16 protein-coding genes are annotated in these 19,663 nt (G+C 64.2%); 7 read left to right on the top strand and 9 right to left on the bottom strand.

The genetic code is table 11. The annotated features are described in order from the left end of the window. Window positions 1-88: 88 nt before the first annotated feature. Complete coding sequence (locus ACVWYQ_RS23485; RefSeq protein ID WP_271543216.1) at window positions 89-778, bottom strand: YggS family pyridoxal phosphate-dependent enzyme; 690 nt, start codon at window positions 776-778, stop codon at window positions 89-91. Between the two features lie 109 nt (window positions 779-887). Between ACVWYQ_RS23485 and ACVWYQ_RS23480 the strand changes: the two genes are divergently transcribed. Continuing rightward, the gene (locus ACVWYQ_RS23480; RefSeq protein ID WP_036003074.1) at window positions 888-2,591 is read left to right on the top strand and encodes a sensor domain-containing diguanylate cyclase; all 1,704 of its coding nucleotides are present in this window, start codon (window positions 888-890) and stop codon (window positions 2,589-2,591) included. Window positions 2,592-2,650: 59 nt separating this feature from the next. Here ACVWYQ_RS23480 and ACVWYQ_RS23475 read toward each other — a convergent pair whose 3' ends face one another. Continuing rightward, window positions 2,651-3,697, bottom strand: a complete 1,047-nt coding sequence (locus tag ACVWYQ_RS23475; RefSeq protein ID WP_456726437.1) for a GGDEF domain-containing protein — start codon at window positions 3,695-3,697, stop codon at window positions 2,651-2,653. Window positions 3,698-3,884: 187 nt separating this feature from the next. On the opposite strand from ACVWYQ_RS23475, the gene leuS reads away from it, so the two are divergent. The 3 genes from leuS to holA all read left to right on the top strand — a co-directional run bounded on the left by leuS (window position 3,885) and on the right by holA (window position 8,167). Then, window positions 3,885-6,536, top strand: coding sequence for a leucine--tRNA ligase (gene leuS / locus ACVWYQ_RS23470; RefSeq protein ID WP_404544985.1), 2,652 nt, complete (start codon window positions 3,885-3,887; stop codon window positions 6,534-6,536). Next, the gene (lptE, locus tag ACVWYQ_RS23465) at window positions 6,523-7,074 is read left to right on the top strand and encodes an LPS assembly lipoprotein LptE (RefSeq protein ID WP_157285155.1); all 552 of its coding nucleotides are present in this window, start codon (window positions 6,523-6,525) and stop codon (window positions 7,072-7,074) included. Before leuS ends, lptE begins: the two co-directional genes overlap by 14 nt. A 64-nt stretch (window positions 7,075-7,138) precedes the next feature. After that, window positions 7,139-8,167 (top strand): DNA polymerase III subunit delta, encoded by a 1,029-nt coding sequence (gene holA / locus ACVWYQ_RS23460; protein ID WP_271543225.1) that lies wholly within the window; start codon window positions 7,139-7,141, stop codon window positions 8,165-8,167. A 200-nt stretch (window positions 8,168-8,367) separates the two neighbouring features. Here holA and ACVWYQ_RS23455 read toward each other — a convergent pair whose 3' ends face one another. From ACVWYQ_RS23455 to hemJ, 7 genes are all read right to left on the bottom strand, one after another. Beyond that, on the bottom strand, window positions 8,368-9,255 hold the full coding sequence (locus ACVWYQ_RS23455) for a ParB/RepB/Spo0J family partition protein (protein WP_036024286.1): 888 nt from the start codon (window positions 9,253-9,255) through the stop codon (window positions 8,368-8,370). 148 nt (window positions 9,256-9,403) lie between these two features. Next, entirely contained in the window at window positions 9,404-10,270 is an 867-nt protein-coding gene (locus ACVWYQ_RS23450) for a ParA family protein (RefSeq protein ID WP_404544982.1), read from the bottom strand. 29 nt (window positions 10,271-10,299) lie between these two features. Continuing rightward, window positions 10,300-11,073 carry a 16S rRNA (guanine(527)-N(7))-methyltransferase RsmG gene (gene rsmG / locus ACVWYQ_RS23445; protein WP_404544981.1) on the bottom strand — a complete coding sequence of 258 codons (774 nt, stop codon included), beginning with the start codon at window positions 11,071-11,073 and terminating at the stop codon, window positions 10,300-10,302. Between the two features lie 23 nt (window positions 11,074-11,096). Beyond that, a complete protein-coding gene (gene mnmG, locus ACVWYQ_RS23440; RefSeq protein WP_271543230.1) occupies window positions 11,097-12,977 on the bottom strand; it encodes a tRNA uridine-5-carboxymethylaminomethyl(34) synthesis enzyme MnmG in 1,881 nt (626 codons plus the stop codon). 488 nt (window positions 12,978-13,465) lie between these two features. Next, window positions 13,466-14,821: a tRNA uridine-5-carboxymethylaminomethyl(34) synthesis GTPase MnmE gene (gene mnmE, locus ACVWYQ_RS23435; RefSeq protein WP_456726436.1), complete on the bottom strand. Its 1,356-nt coding sequence runs from the start codon at window positions 14,819-14,821 to the stop codon at window positions 13,466-13,468. A gap of 310 nt (window positions 14,822-15,131) precedes the next feature. Continuing rightward, window positions 15,132-16,397 (bottom strand): transcription termination factor Rho, encoded by a 1,266-nt coding sequence (gene rho, locus ACVWYQ_RS23430; RefSeq protein ID WP_008133567.1) that lies wholly within the window; start codon window positions 16,395-16,397, stop codon window positions 15,132-15,134. 255 nt (window positions 16,398-16,652) lie between these two features. Beyond that, the gene (hemJ, locus tag ACVWYQ_RS23425) at window positions 16,653-17,087 is read right to left on the bottom strand and encodes a protoporphyrinogen oxidase HemJ (RefSeq protein WP_271543239.1); all 435 of its coding nucleotides are present in this window, start codon (window positions 17,085-17,087) and stop codon (window positions 16,653-16,655) included. Window positions 17,088-17,549: 462 nt separating this feature from the next. Between hemJ and ACVWYQ_RS23420 the strand changes: the two genes are divergently transcribed. The 3 genes from ACVWYQ_RS23420 to coaE are packed head-to-tail and all read left to right on the top strand — an operon-like array spanning window position 17,550 to window position 19,636. Continuing rightward, entirely contained in the window at window positions 17,550-18,395 is an 846-nt protein-coding gene (locus ACVWYQ_RS23420) for a pyruvate, water dikinase regulatory protein (RefSeq protein ID WP_036003121.1), read from the top strand. A 9-nt stretch (window positions 18,396-18,404) separates the two neighbouring features. After that, the gene (locus tag ACVWYQ_RS23415) at window positions 18,405-19,013 is read left to right on the top strand and encodes a Maf family nucleotide pyrophosphatase (protein ID WP_271543242.1); all 609 of its coding nucleotides are present in this window, start codon (window positions 18,405-18,407) and stop codon (window positions 19,011-19,013) included. Between the two features lie 23 nt (window positions 19,014-19,036). Further along, complete coding sequence (gene coaE / locus ACVWYQ_RS23410) at window positions 19,037-19,636, top strand: dephospho-CoA kinase (protein ID WP_271543690.1); 600 nt, start codon at window positions 19,037-19,039, stop codon at window positions 19,634-19,636. Window positions 19,637-19,663 lie beyond the last annotated feature (27 nt).

Raw genomic sequence — 19,663 nt, 5'->3', positions numbered from 1 at the left:
GGGCCCATTCGCGGCACATGAAGGCATTGCTCTGGGTCCCGCTTTGGCGTTGCGGCTTGTCCGGGACACGACAGATCCTCGCCAACGGCTAGCGACGCCCGAAGATCGCGCTGCCGACGCGCACATGGGTGGCGCCCAGCATGATGGCGGTCGCGAAATCGGCGCTCATGCCCATCGAAAGATTCGTCAAGCCATTGCGCGCGGCGATCTTGGCGGTGAGCGCAAAGTGTGCGGCGGGCGGCTCGTCGACCGGCGGGATGCACATCAATCCGGAGATCGTCAGCCCGTAGGTGTCGCGGCAGCTCGCAATGAAGGCATCGGCCTCGCCGGGAGCAATTCCGGCCTTCTGCGGTTCCTCGCCGGTATTGATCTGAACGAACAGCTGCGGGTGCTTGTTCTGGGATTCGATTTCCTTGGCTAACGCTTGGCAAATGCTCGGACGGTCGACCGAATGGATGGCGTCGAACAGCGCGACCGCCTCTTTCGCCTTGTTGGATTGCAGCGGCCCGATCAGATGCAGCGCAATATCGGGGTGAGCAGACGTTAACGCCGGCCACTTGGCTTTGGCCTCCTGCACCCGGTTTTCGCCAAATACGCGCTGTCCGGCGGCGATTACCGGGGTAATTGCATCCGCCGCGAACGTCTTGGATACGGCGATCAGCGTGACCGAGGCGCGCTCACGCTGCGCGTCCCTGCAGGCGCGTGCAATTTCGGCTTCGACCGCGGCGAGCGCGGTTGGTGAATCGCCGGTTACCGGCGCGACGTTGGCTTCCGTCATGACGTCTCTTGGTTGTGACCCGAACCCGAGTTAGGTCCAATTTTACCGAGTTCAAGAAACAGTTTTTGAACCCTTCGCTTTACCTTAGCCCGCGGGGTGGGTAGCGAAAATGGCAAGCGTCAGTCTCAACCGCAAGCGCGCGAAACTCAAGCAGGTTCTCGGTATCCGGGCGCGGCTTGCGTTGCTCGCGGTGATTCTCGTGACGCCCTTGATGATCGAGCGCATCCGTTCCCTCGAAGACACGCGCGCGCGGCAAGTTGCGCAGGCCGCGGCTGAATTCACCACGGTGGCGAGGCACAGCGCCGATGCGCAGCGCCAGGTGATCTCGTCGGTCGAGACCATTCTGAAATCGGAGGCCTTCATCCGCGCCTCCGCCGGCGGCATCAGCAAGAGCTGCGACGTGCTACGCGCGAGCCTGCCGTCGAGCCTGCCCTGGATCCGCACGCTTCTGATCGCCGGCCAGGACGGCCGCATCCAATGCGCCACCAACAACATGTATGTTGGCCTCGATCTCAGTGACCGACCGTACTTCCAGCAGGCCCAGGAAACCGGCCGCTTCGTGCTGAGCGACTTCATCATGTCGCGACCGGTACCGTCGCCAACGGTGATGGCGGTCTATCCGGTCTCCGCCTTCAGCGGCGTGGCTGATGCCGTCGTGCTCGCCACCGTCAATCTCGACTGGATGTCGAAGGTCATGAACAATCTGGGCGGTCGCGCCGGCATCACTGCGGTGCTGGTCGACAGCGCGGGCACCGTGCTGGCGGCCCCGGCCGATCAGCACAGCGCGGTCGGCCGTCCGCTCGACAACATGCCGCTGATGTCCGCGATCGCCGACAAGGCGCTGCGCTCTGATCAGGATGAGGGTTCGCTGTCCTTTCTCGCCGCCGACGGCTCCCGCCGCGCGGTCAGCTATATCCGCATCGCCGGCACCAATGCCCGCCTGATCGCCAGCATCGACGAAGACAAGGTGTCCGCAGCGGTCAGCCGCGACATCCGCACCGCCTATCTGCAGCTCGCCTTCGTGCTCATGTTCGTCCTGCTCGGCGCGCTGATCGCCGCCGAAAAGCTCGTGATCAAGCCGATCGAGATGCTCGCCGACATGGCCAAGCGGCTCGGCGAGGGAGACCTGTCGGCGCGCGCCGCGCGCAATCGCCTGCCCGCCGAGTTCGTGCCGCTGGCCCGCGCGTTCAACGCGATGGCCGCGCAGCTGAGCCAGCGCGAGCGCGAGCTGATCGCAAGCAACGACCGCCTGACGGTGATGGCGTCGATCGACATGCTGTCCGGTCTCGCCAACCGCCGCGGCTTCCAGAGCCGGCTGGATTTCGAATGGATGCGCGCGCAGCAATATGGCAGCGAGCTGGCGCTTCTGATGATCGACGTCGACCATTTCAAGCTCTTCAACGACACCTACGGCCATCTCGAAGGCGATTCCTGCCTGACGCGGCTCGGCGAATCGCTGTCCGGCATCGCCGCCGACACGATGGGCTTCGCGGCCCGCTACGGCGGCGAGGAGTTCTGCCTGCTGCTGCCGAACACCGACGTGACGCGCGCCGTCGCGATCGGCGAGCAGGTGCGTTCGGCCGTGCTGAGGCTCTGCCTGCCTCACATCACCTCGAACCACATGATCGTCACGGTCTCGATCGGCGTCGCCGCGACCAAGCCGAGCGAATCCTTGCGTCCCGGCGACCTGATCGAAGCCGCCGACGCCGCGCTCTACGCTGCCAAGCATCGTGGCCGCAACAATGTCGTCGAGCACGGCGTGCAGGCGATCGCGACCGGCACGGCCGAGATGATGATGGTGGCGAGCGCCTAAAGCGCTGGTTCTTCACCTCGCCCCGCTTGCGGAGAGAGGGAGCATATCGCGGTCGACCGCTACCCCGCAGCCCCGGCCCGCTCGAGCTCGATCTCCGTCACCACACGATTGCGGCCGCCGCCCTTGGCGAGATAGAGCGCGCGGTCGCAGCGTTCGATCAGATCCGTGATCGCCTCGCCGGTCCGGTATTGCGCCACGCCGATGGACACGCTGATGCCGGGCAGGGTCTCGCCGGTCGAACGACGCGTGATCGTGCAATCTGCGATCGCGCGCCTGATCCGTTCGGCGATCTCGGCGCAAGCGGCTAGATCGGCGTCCGGCAGCACCGCGATCAGCTCCTCGCCGCCATAGCGGGCCGGCAGATCTTGCGCGCGAACCTTCTCGCGCAGGACCTTGGCCATCAGGCGCAGCACCTGATCGCCGACACCGTGGCCGAAATTGTCGTTGAAGGACTTGAAGTGGTCGATGTCGAGCATCAGCACGCTGAGCGGCTCGCCCCATTCCGCGGTCGTCTGCGCCTTGCGCAGGAATTCGTCGAGGGCCCGCCGGTTCGCCAGCCCGGTCAGCGTGTCGGTCCGGGCGCGCTGCTCGGACCGCGACAGCGAATCGCGAATCACGTCGAGCTCGCGGGTCTTTTCCGCAAAGCCTGCCTCCAGCCGCGTCGCCCGCGTGGCCGCCCGCGCCAGCTCGTTCATGAGCTGGGCAACCAGCAGCTTTGGATCGACGCCGGCCTTGCCCTGGTCGGCCACCTGGCTGATGACCTGCATCTGCGAATGATTGTCGGCGATCGCCGTCGCCAGAAACTCCTTCGCCGTCCCCATCAGCGCCTGCAGCCGCTCGGACGTGTCGACCACGACGGCACTCACCTGGGGCGCGATGTAGGTCTCGAACAGATCCTGATTGGTTTGGGGGTCGAAGGGACGATTGTGGTCGATCAGGAGATCGATCGCGTTGCGCAGATCGTCATGGCTGCCCGCGAAATACTGGAACCAGACGGCAAAGTTGGCAGGGGTCGGTGCAATCCGCTGTTCGGCCATGCTCCGCATCGCCCGCCCTGCGACGGACGCGGCATAGTCGTAATCGGGATCGTCGAAGCTGGAATCCATGTGCGGTAATGCGACCTTGTCGGATCGCAACTTGGCATCGACGCCTTAATCACACCCCAACGCGGACCCTCGTAGTTATGCGGAGGGGGTCGGTTCCCAAAACGCGGCAACCCATTGACCCCTTAAGGGCTTCTATGGCCTAGTCCGCCGTCTTGAGACGGCCGAACCACGAAAACCCAACGATTCCATGACCTCCGAACGCTATAACGCCCGCGACGCCGAACCGCGTTGGCAACGCCTCTGGGACGAGCAGGCGATCTTCGTCTCCAAGAACGACGATCCGCGGCCAAAATATTACGTGCTCGAGATGTTCCCCTACCCGTCCGGGCGCATCCATATCGGCCATGTCCGGAATTACACGCTCGGCGACGTGCTGGCCCGCTTCATGCGCGCCAAGGGGTTCAACGTGCTGCATCCGATGGGCTGGGACGCCTTCGGCCTGCCGGCGGAGAACGCCGCGATCGAGCGCAAGGTCGCGCCGAAGGCCTGGACCTACGACAACATCGCCGCGATGAAGAAGCAGCTCCGCTCGATCGGGCTGTCGCTGGACTGGTCCAGGGAGATCGCGACCTGCGACCCCTCCTACTACAAGCACCAGCAGAAGATGTTTCTGGACTTTCTGCGCGCAGGGCTTGCCGAGCGCGAGAAGCGCAAGGTGAACTGGGACCCCGTCGACATGACCGTGCTCGCCAACGAGCAGGTGATCGACGGCCGCGGCTGGCGTTCGGGCGCCGTCGTCGAGCAGCGCGAGATGAACCAGTGGGTCTTCAAGATCACGAAGTACTCGCAGGAGCTACTGTCGGCGCTCGACGGGCTGGACCGCTGGCCCGACAAGGTGCGGCTGATGCAGCGCAACTGGATCGGTCGTTCGGAAGGCCTGTTGATCCGCTTCGCGCTGGATGCGGCGACAACGCCGGCCGGCGAGAGCGAGCTGAAGATTTTCACGACGCGCCCGGACACGCTGTTCGGCGCCAAGTTCATGGCGATCTCGGCGGATCATCCGCTGGCGCAGGCCGCCGCCGCAAAGAACCCTGAGCTTGCGGAGTTCATCGCAGAGATCAAGAAAATCGGCACCGCGCAGGAGATCATCGACACCGCGGAGAAGCAGGGTTTCGACACCGGCATCCGCGCGGTGCATCCGTTCGATCCCACCTGGAAGCTGCCGGTCTATGTCGCCAATTTCGTGCTGATGGAATACGGCACCGGCGCCATCTTCGGCTGCCCGGCGCACGATCAGCGCGACCTCGACTTCGTCAACAAGTACGCTCTCGGCAACACGCCCGTCGTATGCCCGGAAGGCCAGGACCCGAAGAGCTTCGTCATCACTGATACCGCCTATGACGGCGACGGCCGCATGATCAATTCGCGCTTCCTCGACGGCATGACCATCGAGCAGGCGAAGGAAGAGGTGGCGAAGCGGCTCGAGACGGAGCTGCGCGGCAATGCGCCGGTCGGCGAGCGCCAGGTGAATTTCCGTCTGCGCGACTGGGGCATTTCGCGCCAGCGCTATTGGGGCTGCCCGATCCCCGTCATTCACTGTCCGAAATGCGACGTGGTGCCGGTGCCGGATGCCGATCTGCCCGTGAAGCTGCCGGACGATGCGACCTTCGACAAGCCGGGCAACGCGCTCGATCATCATCCGACCTGGAAGCACGTCACCTGCCCGCAATGCGGCGGCAAGGCTCAACGCGAAACTGACACCATGGACACGTTCGTGGACTCGTCCTGGTACTTTGCGCGCTTCACCGATCCCTGGAACGAGGCTTCGCCGACTACGCCTGCAGTCGCCAACCGGATGCTGCCGGTCGACCAATATATCGGCGGCGTCGAGCACGCGATCCTGCATCTGCTCTACAGCCGCTTCTTCACCCGCGCGATGAAAGCGACTGGGCATATCGCGCTGGACGAGCCGTTCGCCGGCATGTTCACGCAAGGCATGGTGGTGCACGAGACCTACCAGAAGGCCGACGGCAGCTATGTGCAGCCGGCCGAGGTGAAGGTCGAGGTCGGCGGCAACGGACGCCGCGCCACGCTGCTGACGACGGGCGAAGACATCGCGATCGGCCCGATCGAGAAGATGTCCAAGTCGAAGAAGAACACAGTCGACCCCGACGACATCATCGAGACCTATGGCGCCGACGTGGCCCGCTGGTTCATGCTGTCGGACTCCCCGCCCGACCGCGACGTGATCTGGAGCGACGAGCGCGTCCAGGGTGCCTCGCGCTTCGTGCAGCGGTTGTGGCGGCTGGTGAACGATGCCGCCACCCTCGGCAAGGCTGCGCCGGCGGCCCGGCCGGCCAGCTTCGGCCCGGACGCCACGGCGTTGCGCAAGGCCGCCCACGGCGCGCTGGACAAGGTCACCGCCGGCATCGAGCGGCTGCACTTCAACGTTTGCCTGGCCCATATCCGCGAATTCACCAATGCCTTCTCGGAGGTGCTCCAGCGCCCCGGCCAACCTGCCCCGGATCTCGCTCCAGATTTGGCTTGGGCGATCCAGGAGGCCAGCCAGATCCTGGTCCAGCTGTTCTCGCCGATGATGCCGCACCTCGCCGAGGAGTGCTGGCAGGTGCTTTTTGAGAATGGTCTTGGCCGAAAGGGGCTGGTTTCGGAGGCCGATTGGCCGCAAATCGAACGCGATTTGCTGGTTGAAGACAGCGTGACCCTGGTGGTGCAGGTCAACGGCAAGAAGCGAGGTGAGGTCACAGTTGCAACAGCGGCCCAAAATCCGGAAATCGAGGCTGCCGTTTTGGCCCTCGATGCGGTAAAGCTGGCCCTGGACGGCAAGCCCGTCCGCAAGGTGATCATCGTCCCCAAGAGGATCGTGAATGTTGTCGGCTAGGACCCGTATCGCAGCCCGCTTGCTGGCAGTCGCCGCACTGGCGGCGCTGACGGCCGGCTGCTTCCAGCCGATGTATGCGGAGCGCAGCGACGGCACCCCGGGCCTGCGCGAGAAGCTGATGGGGGTCGAGCTGCCCCCGATCAACAAGCCCAATGCCTCCCGCGAGGCCCGCGTCGGCGTCGAAATCCGCAATGCGCTGGCCTTCAAGCTTTACGGCACCGCGACGGGCATGCCGCCGACCCACCGGCTCGATATCCGCTTCACCACCAACCGCTCCTCCCTGATCGTCAGCTCCGCGACGGGACTGCCGACCAGCGAAAATCTTGGCATCGACGCCCAGTACAATCTGGTCGAGGTCGCGACCGGCCGGTCGGTGATGACCGGCTCGACCTTCTCGCGCGTGTCCTATGACATGCCGGGGTCCTATCAGCGCTTCTCGCGCACCCGCGCGGTGCGCGATGCCGAGGATCGCGCCGCCAACGAGATCGCCGAGAACATCACCACCCGGCTCGCCTCGTACTTCACCGCGGGGACGTAGTACCCTTCCGTCATTCCGGGTTCGCCTCTGACGAGGCATTGCGGAATGACGAGTATCGGACAATATGGTCGCACTGCGCGGAAAAGAGATCGACGCCTTCCTTGCCCGCCCCGATGCGGGCCGTCCGATCATCCTGCTCTACGGTCCCGATGCCGGCCTCGTGCGCGAGCGCGCCGACGCGCTGATCGCGTCCGGCGTCGACGATCCCAACGATCCGTTCTCGCTGGTCAAGCTCGACGGCGACGAGCTCTCCGCCGAGCCTTCGCGCCTCGTCGACGAAGCCATGACGGTGCCGCTGTTCGGCGGCCGACGCGCCATCCGCGTTCGCGCCGGCTCGCGCAGCTTTGCCTCCGGCATCGAAACCCTGACCGAGATGAACGTGAGGGATTGCCGCATCGTGATCGAGGCCGGCGAGCTCCGCCCGGAATCGCCGCTGCGCAAGGCCTGCGAGAAAGCCAAGACCGCCGTGGCGATCGGCTGTTATCCCGACACCGAGCGCGATCTTGCCAAGCTGATGGACGACGAGCTGCGGATCGCGAATTTGCGCATCGCGCCGGACGCCCGCGCGGCGCTGATGTCGTTCCTCGGCGGCGACCGTCAGGCCTCGCGTAACGAGCTGCGCAAGCTGACGCTCTACGCCCACGGCAAGGGCGAGGTCACGCTGGACGACGTCATGGCCGTGGTCGCCGATGCCTCGGAGCTGAAGCTCGATCCGATCGTCGACGGCGCCTTTGCCGGTCGGCCCGACATCGTCGAGACCGAGTTTGCAAAGGCGATGATCGCCGGGACCTATCCCGGCGTGATCATCTCGGCCGCGCAACGCCAGGCCGCGTGGCTGCACAAATCCGCGCTGGCGATTGCCGACGGCACGCCTGCCTCCGCCGTGCTCGACGGCGGCTTTCCGCGCCTGCATTTCTCGCGAAAGCCGGCGGTCGAAACCGCGCTGCGCAACTTCAGCCCGGCGCGGCTCGCCGCTGTGATCGAGCAGCTGGCGACCGCCGCCCTCGACACGCGCAAGCAGTCCACCCTCGCCGCCGCCATCGCCCAACGCGCGCTGATGGCGATCGCCGCGAATGCGAAACGGCGGGGCTAGTCTAGGTCCCCGCTCTCTCCACGTCATTGCGAGCGCAGCTCTCTCCACCCGTCATTGCGAGCCGAGCGAAGCAATCCAGAATCTCTCCGCAGAGGGACTCTGGATTGCTTCGCTGCGCTCGCAATGACGATGTGGAAATAGTTGCGCACCCACGCACGCCCTGTCGTTCTCGAACGCGGGAACGACGCCGAGGATTCGGTCTACAGCGCGCCCTTGGCCAGCCGCTTCATCACCTCGTCGAGCTGATCGAGGTTGCGGTAGTTGATCTGCACGGAGCCGCCGGGATCGCGGTGATTGACGGTGACCTTGAGGCCGAGCGCGTCGCTGACGCGCTTCTCCAAATCGATCGTGTCGGGGTCCTTCTCCTTGCCCCCGCTGGCGCGCGCCTTCTGCGGCTTGCGCTCCGGCACGCCCTCTTCATGCGCAAGCGCCTCGGCCTGGCGGACGTTGAGACCTTCCTCGACGATGCGCTTGGCGGCGGCGAGTGGATCGGGCACGCCGATCAGCGCGCGGGCGTGGCCAGCCGTCAGCTCGCCGGTCGCGATGAAGGCCTGCACTTCCGCCGGCAGCTTGGTCAGCCGCATCATGTTGGCGACGTGACTGCGGCTCTTGCCGACTACCTTGGCGATGTCCTCCTGGCTGCGTTTGAACTCGTTGGCGAGCGCATGATAGCCCTGCGCCTCTTCCATCGGGTTGAGGTCCTCGCGCTGCACGTTCTCGACGATCGCGAACTCCAGCGCATCGCTGTCGCTGATGTCGACCGGGACGATCGGCACCTCGTGCAGGCCGGCCATCTGCGAGGCGCGCCAGCGTCGTTCGCCGGCAATGATCTCGAAGCGGTCCTGCGCGCCCTTCACCGGACGCACCACGATCGGCTGGATCACGCCATGCTGCTTGATGGACTCCGAGAGCTCCTTCAGCTCGGTGTCCGAAAAGGTGCGGCGCGGGTTGCGCGGATTGGCCTTGATGAATTCGATCGGCACCTTGCGCTGCGCGCGCGGACGATCGACATGCTGAGCCTCGCCGCCGACGTCACCGATCAGACTTGCAAGACCCCGGCCCAGTCGCGAACGCGCTTCGTCGGCCATCGCCAGCTCCCTTGGATTCACAGTGCAGCACTCCAGAACTGAATTTCGAATCGTAGGGTGGGTTAGCGAAGCGTAACCCACCTCCTCTGTTTCCACGGAGATAGACCGCGGTGGGTTACGCCTTCGGCTAACCCACCCTACGGCAGCGTCAATGCGTGTTGCGCAACTCGCGCTCGCGCTGGATCACTTCGGTGGCGAGGCGCAAGTAAGCTTCGCTGCCGACGCATTTGAGGTCGTAGACCAGCACCGGCTTGCCGTAGGACGGCGCTTCCGAGATGCGCACGTTGCGCGGGATCATGGTCTTGTAGACCTTCTCGCCCATGAACTGGCGGACGTCGGCGACGACCTGGTTCGACAGGTTGTTGCGCGAGTCGAACATGGTCAACACGATGCCGTGGATCGACAGGTTCGGATTGAGTGTCGAGCGCACCTGCTCCACCGTCTGCAACAATTGCGACAGACCTTCGAGCGCGAAGAACTCGCATTGCAGCGGCACCAGGATCGCATCCGAGGCCGCCATCGCGTTGACCGTGAGCAGGTTGAGCGAGGGCGGGCAGTCGATCAGCACGTAGGTGTAGTCGGCGTCCGGGGAGACGTTGTTGTTGAGCGCGCCGATCGCGTCGCGCAACTTGAAGGCGCGGCCGGGCGTGGTGCCGAGCTCGAGCTCGAGGCCAGAGAGATCCATGGTCGATGGTGCGATGTGCAGCCGCGGCACCGCGGTCGAGACCACCGCCTCGCGCAAGGCGGCTTCGCCGATCAGCACGTCGTAGGTCGAGCAGGAGCGGTTGCGGCGATCGATGCCGAGGCCGGTCGAGGCGTTGCCCTGGGGATCGAGATCGACGATCAGGACGCGCTCGCCAATCGCCGCGAGCGCCGTACCAAGGTTGATCGCTGTGGTTGTTTTCCCCACTCCGCCCTTTTGATTCGCCAGCGCGAGGATGCGCGGATGGCCGTGGGGGACCTCGTCGGTCTTTTGGGCCGTCTGTTCTTGCTGCGGTTCGTCAATCACGCTCATCGCAATTCCCCCACTCACCCCTCAACGCCTCAGCTGCGCCGTTCGGCGGCATTGAGCTCCACGATCCAACCGTCGCCCGTGCGGCTTTGGTGGAGCTGCGGCCGAATACTCCAATATTTAGCGGCTTCGGTCAATTCAGCCTCTACATCTTGACCCTTGAGAAACAACGCTCTTGCGCCCTGGCGCATCAGCGGCTCCGCAAAGCCGATGAGTTGATGTAGCGGAGCCAGCGCACGCGCGGTGACGCAATCGACGGGGCCGGTGATTCTATCCACATTATCCCCGATCTCAGCGAGATGTACGACCCCCGGAGATGTGGTGACGCGGATCGCTTCGCGCAAAAAGGCGGCCTTCTTGGCGATTCGCTCGACCAGATGGACGCTCGCCCCGGGCCTGCCGGCCATGGCGCAGGCGAGCACGACGCCGGGAAATCCGCCGCCGCTCCCGAGATCAGCCCAGCGTTTTGCAGCCGGTGCGAGATCGAGCAGCTGGAGCGAGTCAGCGATGTGCCGGGTCCAGAGGTTTGACAAGGTCGATGGCGCGACGAGATTGGTCTTGGCCTGCCACTCCCGGAGTAGCGCGATGTAGCGATCAAGCCGCTCCTCGGTTTCACGTGAAACGGGAGCGAGCTTGAGGGCGGCGATCTTGTCCGCGGCGATGATGGAATCGAGCGCCTTGTCGTTGGCTGTGGCCTTGCTGATCTTCGGGCTGGCCGACCCAGATTCAATTCGCCGCCCAGCGCCCTCACCCGCTCCGGGTCGTCGCGATGGCGGTCGATCTCCGCCCGGTCCGCGCTGTTTCACGTGAAACGCCTATGCGATTGGCTTTATGCGATTGCTTTGGAAGTCTTCCGTGCCTCGCGGCGGAGATAGGCCGCAAGAATGCCGAGCGCCGCCGGCGTCATCCCGTCGATCCGGCCGGCTTGGCCGACGGTGAACGGTCGTGCCTTCTCCAGCTTGGCGCGCACTTCATTGGAGAGACCGGGAACGAGCTGGTAATCGACATCCGCCAGCACCATGCCCTCGTCGCGCCGGAAGGCTTCAACGTCGGCACTCTGTCGCTCCAGGTAGACGTCGTACTTGGCGTCGATCTCGAGATGGGTGGCGATGACGGGATCGATGGCCGACAGCTCGGGCCAGATCGCGCGGACCTGGCTCCAGCCGATCTCCGGATAGGCCATCAGCTCGAACGCCGAGCGGCGTTGGCCGTCCCGGTTCAGCGACAGCCCGTGCTTGATGGCTTCGTTCGGAGTGATGGTCAGGGACTTCGACAACGTCCGGGCAGCGTTCAGGGCGTCCATCTTGGCGCGATGATGCCTGATCCGGGCGCTGCCGACACATCCCAGAGCGATCCCTTTCTCGGTCAGACGTTGGTCGGCATTGTCGGCCCGCAGCGTCAGCCGGTACTCGGCCCGCGAGGTGAACATCCGATAGGGCTCGCTGATTCCGCGGGTGACGAGGTCGTCGATCATCACACCGAGATAGCCGTCGGCACGGTCGAACACGGTGAGCGCGGCACCGCTGGCGGAGAGCGCGGCATTCAGGCCGGCGACGATGCCCTGCCCGGCGGCCTCCTCATATCCGGTGGTGCCATTGATCTGCCCGGCCAGGAAGAGACCGCGCAGACGCTTGGTCTGGAGGGTCGGATCGAGCTCGCGGGGATCGATGTGGTCGTATTCGATGGCGTAGCCGGGACGGACCATCCTCACCCGCTCCAGGCCGGGAATGCTGGCGAGGATCGCGAGCTGGACCTCTTCGGGGAGCGAGGTCGAGATGCCGTTGGGATAGACGGTCGTGTCGTCGAGCCCTTCCGGCTCCAGGAAGATCTGGTGACCGTCGCGGTCGCCGAAGCGGACGATCTTGTCCTCGATCGAGGGGCAATAGCGTGGACCGGAACTCTTGATCTGGCCGGAGTACATCGGGGAGCGATGGACATTGGCCCGGATCACCTCATGGGTCGCGGACGTGGTCCGGGTAATCCCGCACTGGATCTGCGGCGTCGTGATCCGCTCAGTCATTACCGAGAACGGCTCCGGCGGCTCGTCGCCGGGCTGCATCTCGACTACGGACCAGTCGATGGTGGTGCCGTCGAGACGCGGCGGCGTCCCGGTCTTGAGACGCCCAAGAGTGAAGCCGGCGCGCTCGAAGGAGCTGGAAAGGCCCATCGCAGGCGCCTCGCCGACACGTCCGGCGGGCCAGTTCTTCTCGCCGAGATGGATGAGACCGCGGAGGAAGGTGCCGGTGGTCACGACAATGCCCCCTGCCCGGAGCTCCCGGCCGTCGGCCAGGCGAAGCCCGGTCACCCGACCATCGACCACGACCAGCTCGTCGGCTTCGCCCTCGATGACGGAAAGACCTTCGGTCTGGAGGATCGCGGCCTGCATCGCCGCCGCATAGAGCTTGCGGTCGGCCTGGGCCCGCGGACCGCGGACGGCAGGACCTTTCCGACGATTGAGAACGCGAAACTGGATGCCGCCCGCATCGCCCACACGGCCCATCAGGCCGTCGAGCGCATCGACCTCGCGGACCAGATGCCCTTTGCCGAGGCCGCCGATGGCGGGATTGCAGGACATCGCGCCAACGGTGGAGAAACGGTGCGTTACCAGAGCGGTCGTTGCACCCATCCGGGCAGAAGCAGCCGCGGCCTCACAGCCGGCGTGGCCGCCGCCGATGACGATGACGTCGAAGCTCTCTCGCTCTGTTCGCATGGACGGACTTCTAGCTTAGCGGCGAGCAAGCCGGAAGTGGAAACTCCGTGGGCCGTGTTTCACGTGAAACAAGCGCGGCCCAGGGCGGCAGCACTTTCGCGAAAACAACCCCATGCACGGTAGGAGGGGCATTGAGCCATATGGTGTTTCACGTGAAACAAGATCGGGGGCTTACTGCGGTAGATGGGCCGAGCACACGAGCCCTATCACGTGCCCCTTGCCTGGTACCGGAGCTGCCAGTGGAACGCGGGGAACCGCATCATACGCCCTCATTGCGAGCGTAGCGAAGCAATCCAGAGTTTCGCGGCAGAAACAGTCTGGATTGCTTTTCGCAAGGCCTCCTCGCAATGACGCGATTCGAAGCACAGCCATCGCCTTCGCGCTCTCTCTGTAGATCGGAACGGCCGACCGACATGGCGGCCCCGGCGCTGTTTCACGTGAAACAGAAGAAATGGAACAAGCGCTAGTTCTACAATGAAGAACTAGCGCTACTTTCCGATGCAGAACTTCTGGAAGATGGCCCCAAGGACGTCCTCGACGTCTACCCGGCCCAAGAGCCGGCCCAAGGCATAGGCGGCCGTCCGCAGCTCTTCGGCCGCGAGCTCCTCACCGTGTTCTACAAGGTCCAGACTCCGGCGCAAGCTGTCTGAGGCCCGGCTCAATAACTCGCGCTGGCGGGCCCGGGTCACCATGGCGCCCTCGGTGGTTCCGAAGAACTCCGAAGCGAATTTCACCAGCGCCTCGACCAGCTCAGGCATGCCGTCGCCCCGGCTTGCCGAAATCCCAAACTCGCTCGGCTTGGCTCTTCCGACCCCGCCGAGATCGATCTTGTTGCGCACGATCCAGACCGAGCCGCCGGGCGAAGCAGCACCGTCCGCCGATGTCCAGCGCGAGCGCATTGTATTCGGATCGACGGCTTGCCCGCCCTCCACCAGCCACAGCACCAGGTCGGCGTCCTCGGCGCGCGCGCGGGCGCGGCGCACGCCCTCCTGCTCGACCGGATCGTCGGTCTCGCGGATACCGGCGGTGTCGATGACCGTGACGGGATAACCGTCGAGATCGAGCTGCACCTCGATCACGTCGCGCGTGGTGCCGGCATGCGGCGAGACGATCGCGACTTCGCGGCGCGCGAGCTGGTTGATCAGCGTCGACTTGCCGACATTCGGCTCGCCGGCGATGGCAACGACGAGGCCCTCGCGAAGCCGTTCAGAATGCCCCTGTGCCGCAAGCACTTCCGTGATTTCGTCGTGAAGCGCTCTGATCGCTTTCACCGCCGGCGCCCGCAGCTCCGCCGGCACGTCGCCTTCATCGGAAAAATCGATGCCGGCCTCGATCAGCGCGGAGGCCTCGATGATGCGCTCGCGCCAGTCGCGCGCGCGGTCGCCAAGCAGGCCCTGCAATTGGCGCAGCGCTTGGCGGCGCTGGCGGTCGGTGTCGGCGTGAATGAGGTCGTCCAGCCCCTCGGCCTCGGTCAGGTCGAGCTTGCCATTCTCGAAGGCGCGGCGCGTGAACTCGCCGGGGTCGGCCGCACGCGTATTCGGGATATCGGAAATCACAGCGAAGAGCGCCGCCAGCACCGCCCGGCCGCCATGAACGTGAAACTCGGCAACATCCTCGCCGGTGGCGCTGGCCGGTCCTGGAAACCAGAGCACGACCGCATCGTCGATCGGCTGGCCCGCGCCGTCCCGGAGCAGCCGACGGCTCGCCTGTCGCGGCGCCGGCAACCGGCCCGCTAGCGTCGTCAACGCTAAGCCGGCTTGCGCGCCGGAGACGCGGACCACGGCGATCGCGCTGGGCGCCCGCCCCGATGACAGCGCAAAGATAGTCTGGTCTCGCGGATGCATGGCCTATTTGTCCGGCTGTGGCCAAAAATGCAAACGTCCGTTCTTTGCGATCGAGCCAAGCGGGTTTTGCTGCACCAGATTCTGCAGCAAATCGATTTCGCATCGCAATATAACCGCAGCCCTTTGCTGCAGTTTGCCTGATCGGAAGAGGAGAGGCCGACCAGAATTTCAAGTATTACTTTTCGATATCAACAGCTTAAGGAGAAACGGAGATCGGGTAGCGGCTGCCGCTCATGCTGCACCTTCGCTGCAGCACAACCGCAGCAAAAAGGGCGCCGAAGGCGCCCCAGAATTCTTTGTTGCAGTGCACTCAGGTGTTCATAGAGTCGAAGAACTCCGAATTGCTCTTGGTCGAGCGCAGCTTGTCGAGCAGGAAGTCGATCGCGTCCATCGTCCCCATCGGATTGAGGATGCGGCGGAGCACGTACATCTTCTTGAGCACCTGCGGATCGGTGATGAGCTCCTCCTTGCGGGTGCCGGAGCGCGAGATATCGATTGCCGGGAAGGTGCGCTTGTCCGAGACCTTGCGGTCCAGGATCAGTTCGGAGTTACCGGTGCCCTTGAACTCTTCGAAGATGACTTCGTCCATGCGGCTGCCGGTATCGACCAGCGCGGTCGCGATGATGGTCAGCGAGCCGCCCTCCTCAATGTTGCGGGCCGCGCCGAAGAAGCGCTTCGGACGCTGCAGCGCGTTGGCATCGACACCGCCGGTCAGCACCTTGCCGGATGACGGCACCACGGTGTTGTAGGCGCGGCCGAGGCGCGTGATCGAATCGAGCAGGATCACGACGTCGCGGCCGTGCTCGACCAGGCGTTTTGCCTTCTCGATCACCATCTCGGCGACCTGGACGTGGCGGACCGCCGGCTCGTCGAAGGTCGAGGACACGACCTCGCCCTTCACCGAGCGCTGCATGTCCGTGACTTCTTCCGGACGCTCGTCGATCAAGAGCACGATCAAATAGCATTCGGGGTGATTGTGCGTGATCGAATGCGCGATGTTCTGCATCAGCACGGTTTTACCGGTGCGCGGCGGCGCCACGATCAAGGCGCGCTGGCCCTTGCCGATGGGCGCGACGATGTCGATCACGCGTGCCGACAGGTCTTTCCGCGTGGGGTCGTCGATCTCCATGCGGAAACGCTGATTCGGAAACAGCGGCGTGAGGTTGTCGAAATTGACCTTGTGCTTGGCCTTTTCCGGGTCCTCGAAATTGAGCGTGTTGACCTTCAGCAGCGCGAAGTAGCGTTCGCCCTCTTTCGGGCTGCGGATGTGGCCTTCGATGGTGTCGCCGGTGCGCAGGCCGAAACGGCGGATCTGCGAGGGCGACACGTAGATGTCGTCGGGGCCCGGCAGATAATTCGCGTCGGGCGAGCGGAGAAAGCCGAAGCCGTCGGAGAGAACTTCGACGACGCCCTGGCCGACAATATCGGTTTCGGCGAGCGCCAGCTGCTTAAGGATGGCGAACAGCAGCTCCTGCTTGCGCATGGTGCTGGCATTCTCGACCCCATTCTCCTCCGCGAACGAGACGAGCTCGGCCGGCGTTTTGGACTTGAGGTCTTCGAGTTTGATTTCCCGCATTGGGGTGGTCCTGTGGGGTAACCTGAAAAGAGGGGGTGCGAGGAGGCTCTGAAATGCGGACGCGAGCAGGTGCAGGTAAGGTCCGCAGGTCTGGCAAGGTGAACGCCGGTGAGGCTTCAATCCTGATGCGGGGTCCGGCCTCTGGAAGGCTCGGACACAACCACATCCGCCTGCGTTGGGTGGGATATCGATAATATAGAAAATCGCCTAGCGCTCCGCAAGCCGAAGCGCTGAGCGAATCGTCGCGCGGGCTGCCTAGAACGGCTTCACGATCACCAAGATGACGATGAAAATCATCAGGACGGTCGGCACCTCGTTGATAATCCGATAGAATTTCTGGCTTCGCGGGCGGCGATCGGCGGCGAAATCCTTGACCCAGCGTGAAAAATAGCCGTGGACCGCCGAGAGCACCAGGACCAGTGCCAGTTTGACGTGCAGCCAGCCGAACGAGAACCAATGCCCGGACCAGGCGAGATAGAGCCCGGCGAGCCAGGTGACCATCATCGCGGGGTTGATGATTGCCTTGAGCAGCCGGCGTTCCATCACCTTGAACGTCTCCGACTGCTTCGAGCCGATTTCGGCCTCGCAGTGATAGACGAACAGCCGCGGCAGGTAGAGCATGCCGGCCATCCAGGAGATGACGGCGATCACGTGTAGCGCCTTGATCCAGAGATAGACGTCTTCGAACATTTTCGGGGGGTCCGGCTTGCTGCCCAGCGCGGGGAACGCTGGGGATAGTAAGAACCCGTTAAGGTCTTACCCCGCACACATATCCCTCCGTAGCGCCTTCCTCAAATCTAGAATCTTAGATTCTTAAGGTTTGAGTCTATGTGACCGTGGATTGGACTCACACAATTCCGTCCGCGCGTTCACGTGCGCTTGTTCACATCCATCCACATATTCCGGACCGCCTTTGTCGACTTCCGATAAGTCAGCCGGCTTCAAAGGCTTGCGCGATTGTATCGGCAGCTTATCAAGGGACTTGTCCGCGCAATCCCGTTTCCCTCTCGGCGGGGCGTCGGATTTGTCCTGACCGGCAGCGGTGTGAAGAAAATCACGCCTTGTCCCGCCCCTGGTGTCGCGCATCCCTTTCCGAGAGGTTAAGCTCCACAGAAATCCACAAACCACCCCAACGAAATTCAAAGGGTTTTTGTGCCGACCTCGAACAATTATTTCCATCTCCACCTGGTCTCGGACTCCACGGGTGAGACGCTCATCACCGTGGCGCGCGCGGTCGCGGCCCAATACGCCAACGTGACGCCGGTCGAGCACGTCTATCCGCTGGTGCGCAGCCAGAAGCAGCTCGACCGCGTGCTCGATGAGATCGAGGAAGCTCCGGGGATCGTGCTGTTCACGCTGCTCGAGAAGGATCTGGTCGCCAGACTCGAGGATAAGTGCAAGCAGATCAATGTTCCGAGCCTCTCGATCATCGGGCCGGTGATGCAGCTGTTCGAGGCCTATCTGGGAGCAGCGACCACCGGCCGTGTCGGCGCCCAGCACGTGCTCAACGCGGAATATTTCAAGCGCATCGATGCCTTGAACTACACGATGATCCATGACGACGGTCAGCATGTCGAAGGTCTCGACGAGGCCGACGTGGTACTGGTCGGGGTGTCCCGGACATCGAAGACGCCGACATCGATCTATCTCGCCAATCGCGGCATTCGCACCGCCAACGTGCCGCTGGTGCCAGGCATTCCGGTGCCCCCGCAATTGGAGACGCTGACGCGGCCGCTGGTGGTTAGCCTGCACGCGACGCCGGAACGCCTGATTCAGATCCGGCAGAACCGCCTGCTGTCCATGGGCGCCGAGTCCAGCAGCGGCAGCGATACCTACACCGACAAGCAGTCGGTCACGGAGGAGGTCGCGTTCGCGCGCAAGCTGAGCGCCAAGCATGACTGGCCGCTGCTGGACGTCACGCGCCGCTCCATCGAGGAAACCGCGGCGGCGATCATGAAGCTGTATAGCGATCGCCAGCGCAACCGGCCGTCCGAGTAAGTGTCGTCGATGAGTCTGTGGCGCGGCAAAAGTCCGTTGATCCTGGCCTCGCAAAGCAGCGCGCGCAAAATGCTGCTGGCCAATGCCGGGCTCGACTTCGAAGCCGTCACCGCTGATATCGACGAGCGTGGCATCCAGGCCGCGTCAAAGCTCTCCAACCCGCGCGAGATCGCCCTGCTCTTGGCCCGCGAAAAGGCCAAGGCTGTTTCTGCCTGTTATCCCGGACATCATGTGATCGGCGCCGACCAGACGCTGGCGCTCGGGAGCCGTCTCTTCAACAAGCCGGCAGGCCGCACCCAGGCGCTGGCGCAATTGCGCGATCTCGCCGGTCAGACGCACGAGCTGAATTCCGCCGTCGCCGTGGCGCAGGATGGCAGGATTCTCTTCGAGGACATTTCCGTGGCGCGCATGACCATGCGGGGAATGAGCGAAGCCGAGCTTTCGGCCTATCTCGACGCCGCGGGCGACGCTGTGACCAGTAGCGTCGGCGCCTATCAGCTCGAGGGCCTCGGCATCCATCTGTTCGAGCGCATCGAGGGCGACCATTTCACCATTCTCGGCCTGCCGCTGCTGCCGCTGCTTGCGTATCTGCGCAGCGAGCAGCTAATTGCGGTGTAGATGCGAGAGAAGGCTGGGTGCTGATGCGAATTCTCGGACTGACCGGCTCGATCGGGATGGGCAAATCCACCACCGCGACATTGTTCGCGGAGGCCGGCGTCCCCGTCTACGACGCCGATGCCGCCGTGCATCAGCTCTATGAGGGCGAGGCCGCCCCCGCGATCGAGGCCGCTTTCCCCGGCACCACCGCGAATGGCAAGGTCGACCGGCAAAAGCTGTCGGCGCGCGTCGTTCACGATCCCGTCGCGATCAAGCAGCTCGAGCAGATCGTTCATCCCATGCTCGGCGCGTCCCGGCAGAAATTCTTTGCCGACGCCGAGGCCGCCAAGGCGCCGGTCGTGGTGCTGGACATCCCGCTGCTGTTCGAGACCGGCGGCGAGAAACGGGTCGATGCCGTGGTCGTCGTCTCGACCTCGCCGGAGCTGCAGCGCCAGCGGGTGCTGGCGCGCGGCACGATGGACGAGGCCAAGCTCGATGCCATCATCGCCAAGCAGATGCCGGATGCCGAGAAGCGCAAGCGGGCCGATTTCGTGGTGGATACCTCACACGGACTTGACCCTGTGCGGGCCCAAATCGCGCACATCCTGGCCGAGGTCGTTAAGATGCCGCAGCGGCGGACCTGATTCGCCGCCTCACACGGCTTCCAAGAG

It is taken from the genome of Bradyrhizobium sp. USDA 3397, assembly GCF_054060965.1.
This window is presented reverse-complemented; position numbering and strand designations above follow the sequence as displayed.

Bases quoted from the DNA above. Each gene is read 5' to 3' on its own strand.
- ACVWYQ_RS23450 (WP_404544982.1), bottom strand. From the start codon at position 10,270: ATGAGCGTGATTGACGAACCGCAGCAAGAACAGACGGCCCAAAAGACC.
- hemJ (WP_271543239.1), bottom strand. From the start codon at position 17,087: ATGTTCGAAGACGTCTATCTCTGGATCAAGGCGCTACACGTGATCGCC.
- mnmE (WP_456726436.1), bottom strand. From the start codon at position 14,821: ATGCATCCGCGAGACCAGACTATCTTTGCGCTGTCATCGGGGCGGGCG.
- rho (WP_008133567.1), bottom strand. From the start codon at position 16,397: ATGCGGGAAATCAAACTCGAAGACCTCAAGTCCAAAACGCCGGCCGAG.
- ACVWYQ_RS23415 (WP_271543242.1), top strand. From the start codon at position 18,405: ATGAGTCTGTGGCGCGGCAAAAGTCCGTTGATCCTGGCCTCGCAAAGC.
- ACVWYQ_RS23480 (WP_036003074.1), top strand. From the start codon at position 888: ATGGCAAGCGTCAGTCTCAACCGCAAGCGCGCGAAACTCAAGCAGGTT.
- coaE (WP_271543690.1), top strand. From the start codon at position 19,037: ATGCGAATTCTCGGACTGACCGGCTCGATCGGGATGGGCAAATCCACC.
- ACVWYQ_RS23485 (WP_271543216.1), bottom strand. From the start codon at position 778: ATGACGGAAGCCAACGTCGCGCCGGTAACCGGCGATTCACCAACCGCG.
- holA (WP_271543225.1), top strand. From the start codon at position 7,139: ATGGTCGCACTGCGCGGAAAAGAGATCGACGCCTTCCTTGCCCGCCCC.
- leuS (WP_404544985.1), top strand. From the start codon at position 3,885: ATGACCTCCGAACGCTATAACGCCCGCGACGCCGAACCGCGTTGGCAA.
- mnmG (WP_271543230.1), bottom strand. From the start codon at position 12,977: ATGCGAACAGAGCGAGAGAGCTTCGACGTCATCGTCATCGGCGGCGGC.
- ACVWYQ_RS23475 (WP_456726437.1), bottom strand. From the start codon at position 3,697: ATGGATTCCAGCTTCGACGATCCCGATTACGACTATGCCGCGTCCGTC.
- ACVWYQ_RS23455 (WP_036024286.1), bottom strand. From the start codon at position 9,255: ATGGCCGACGAAGCGCGTTCGCGACTGGGCCGGGGTCTTGCAAGTCTG.
- lptE (WP_157285155.1), top strand. From the start codon at position 6,523: ATGTTGTCGGCTAGGACCCGTATCGCAGCCCGCTTGCTGGCAGTCGCC.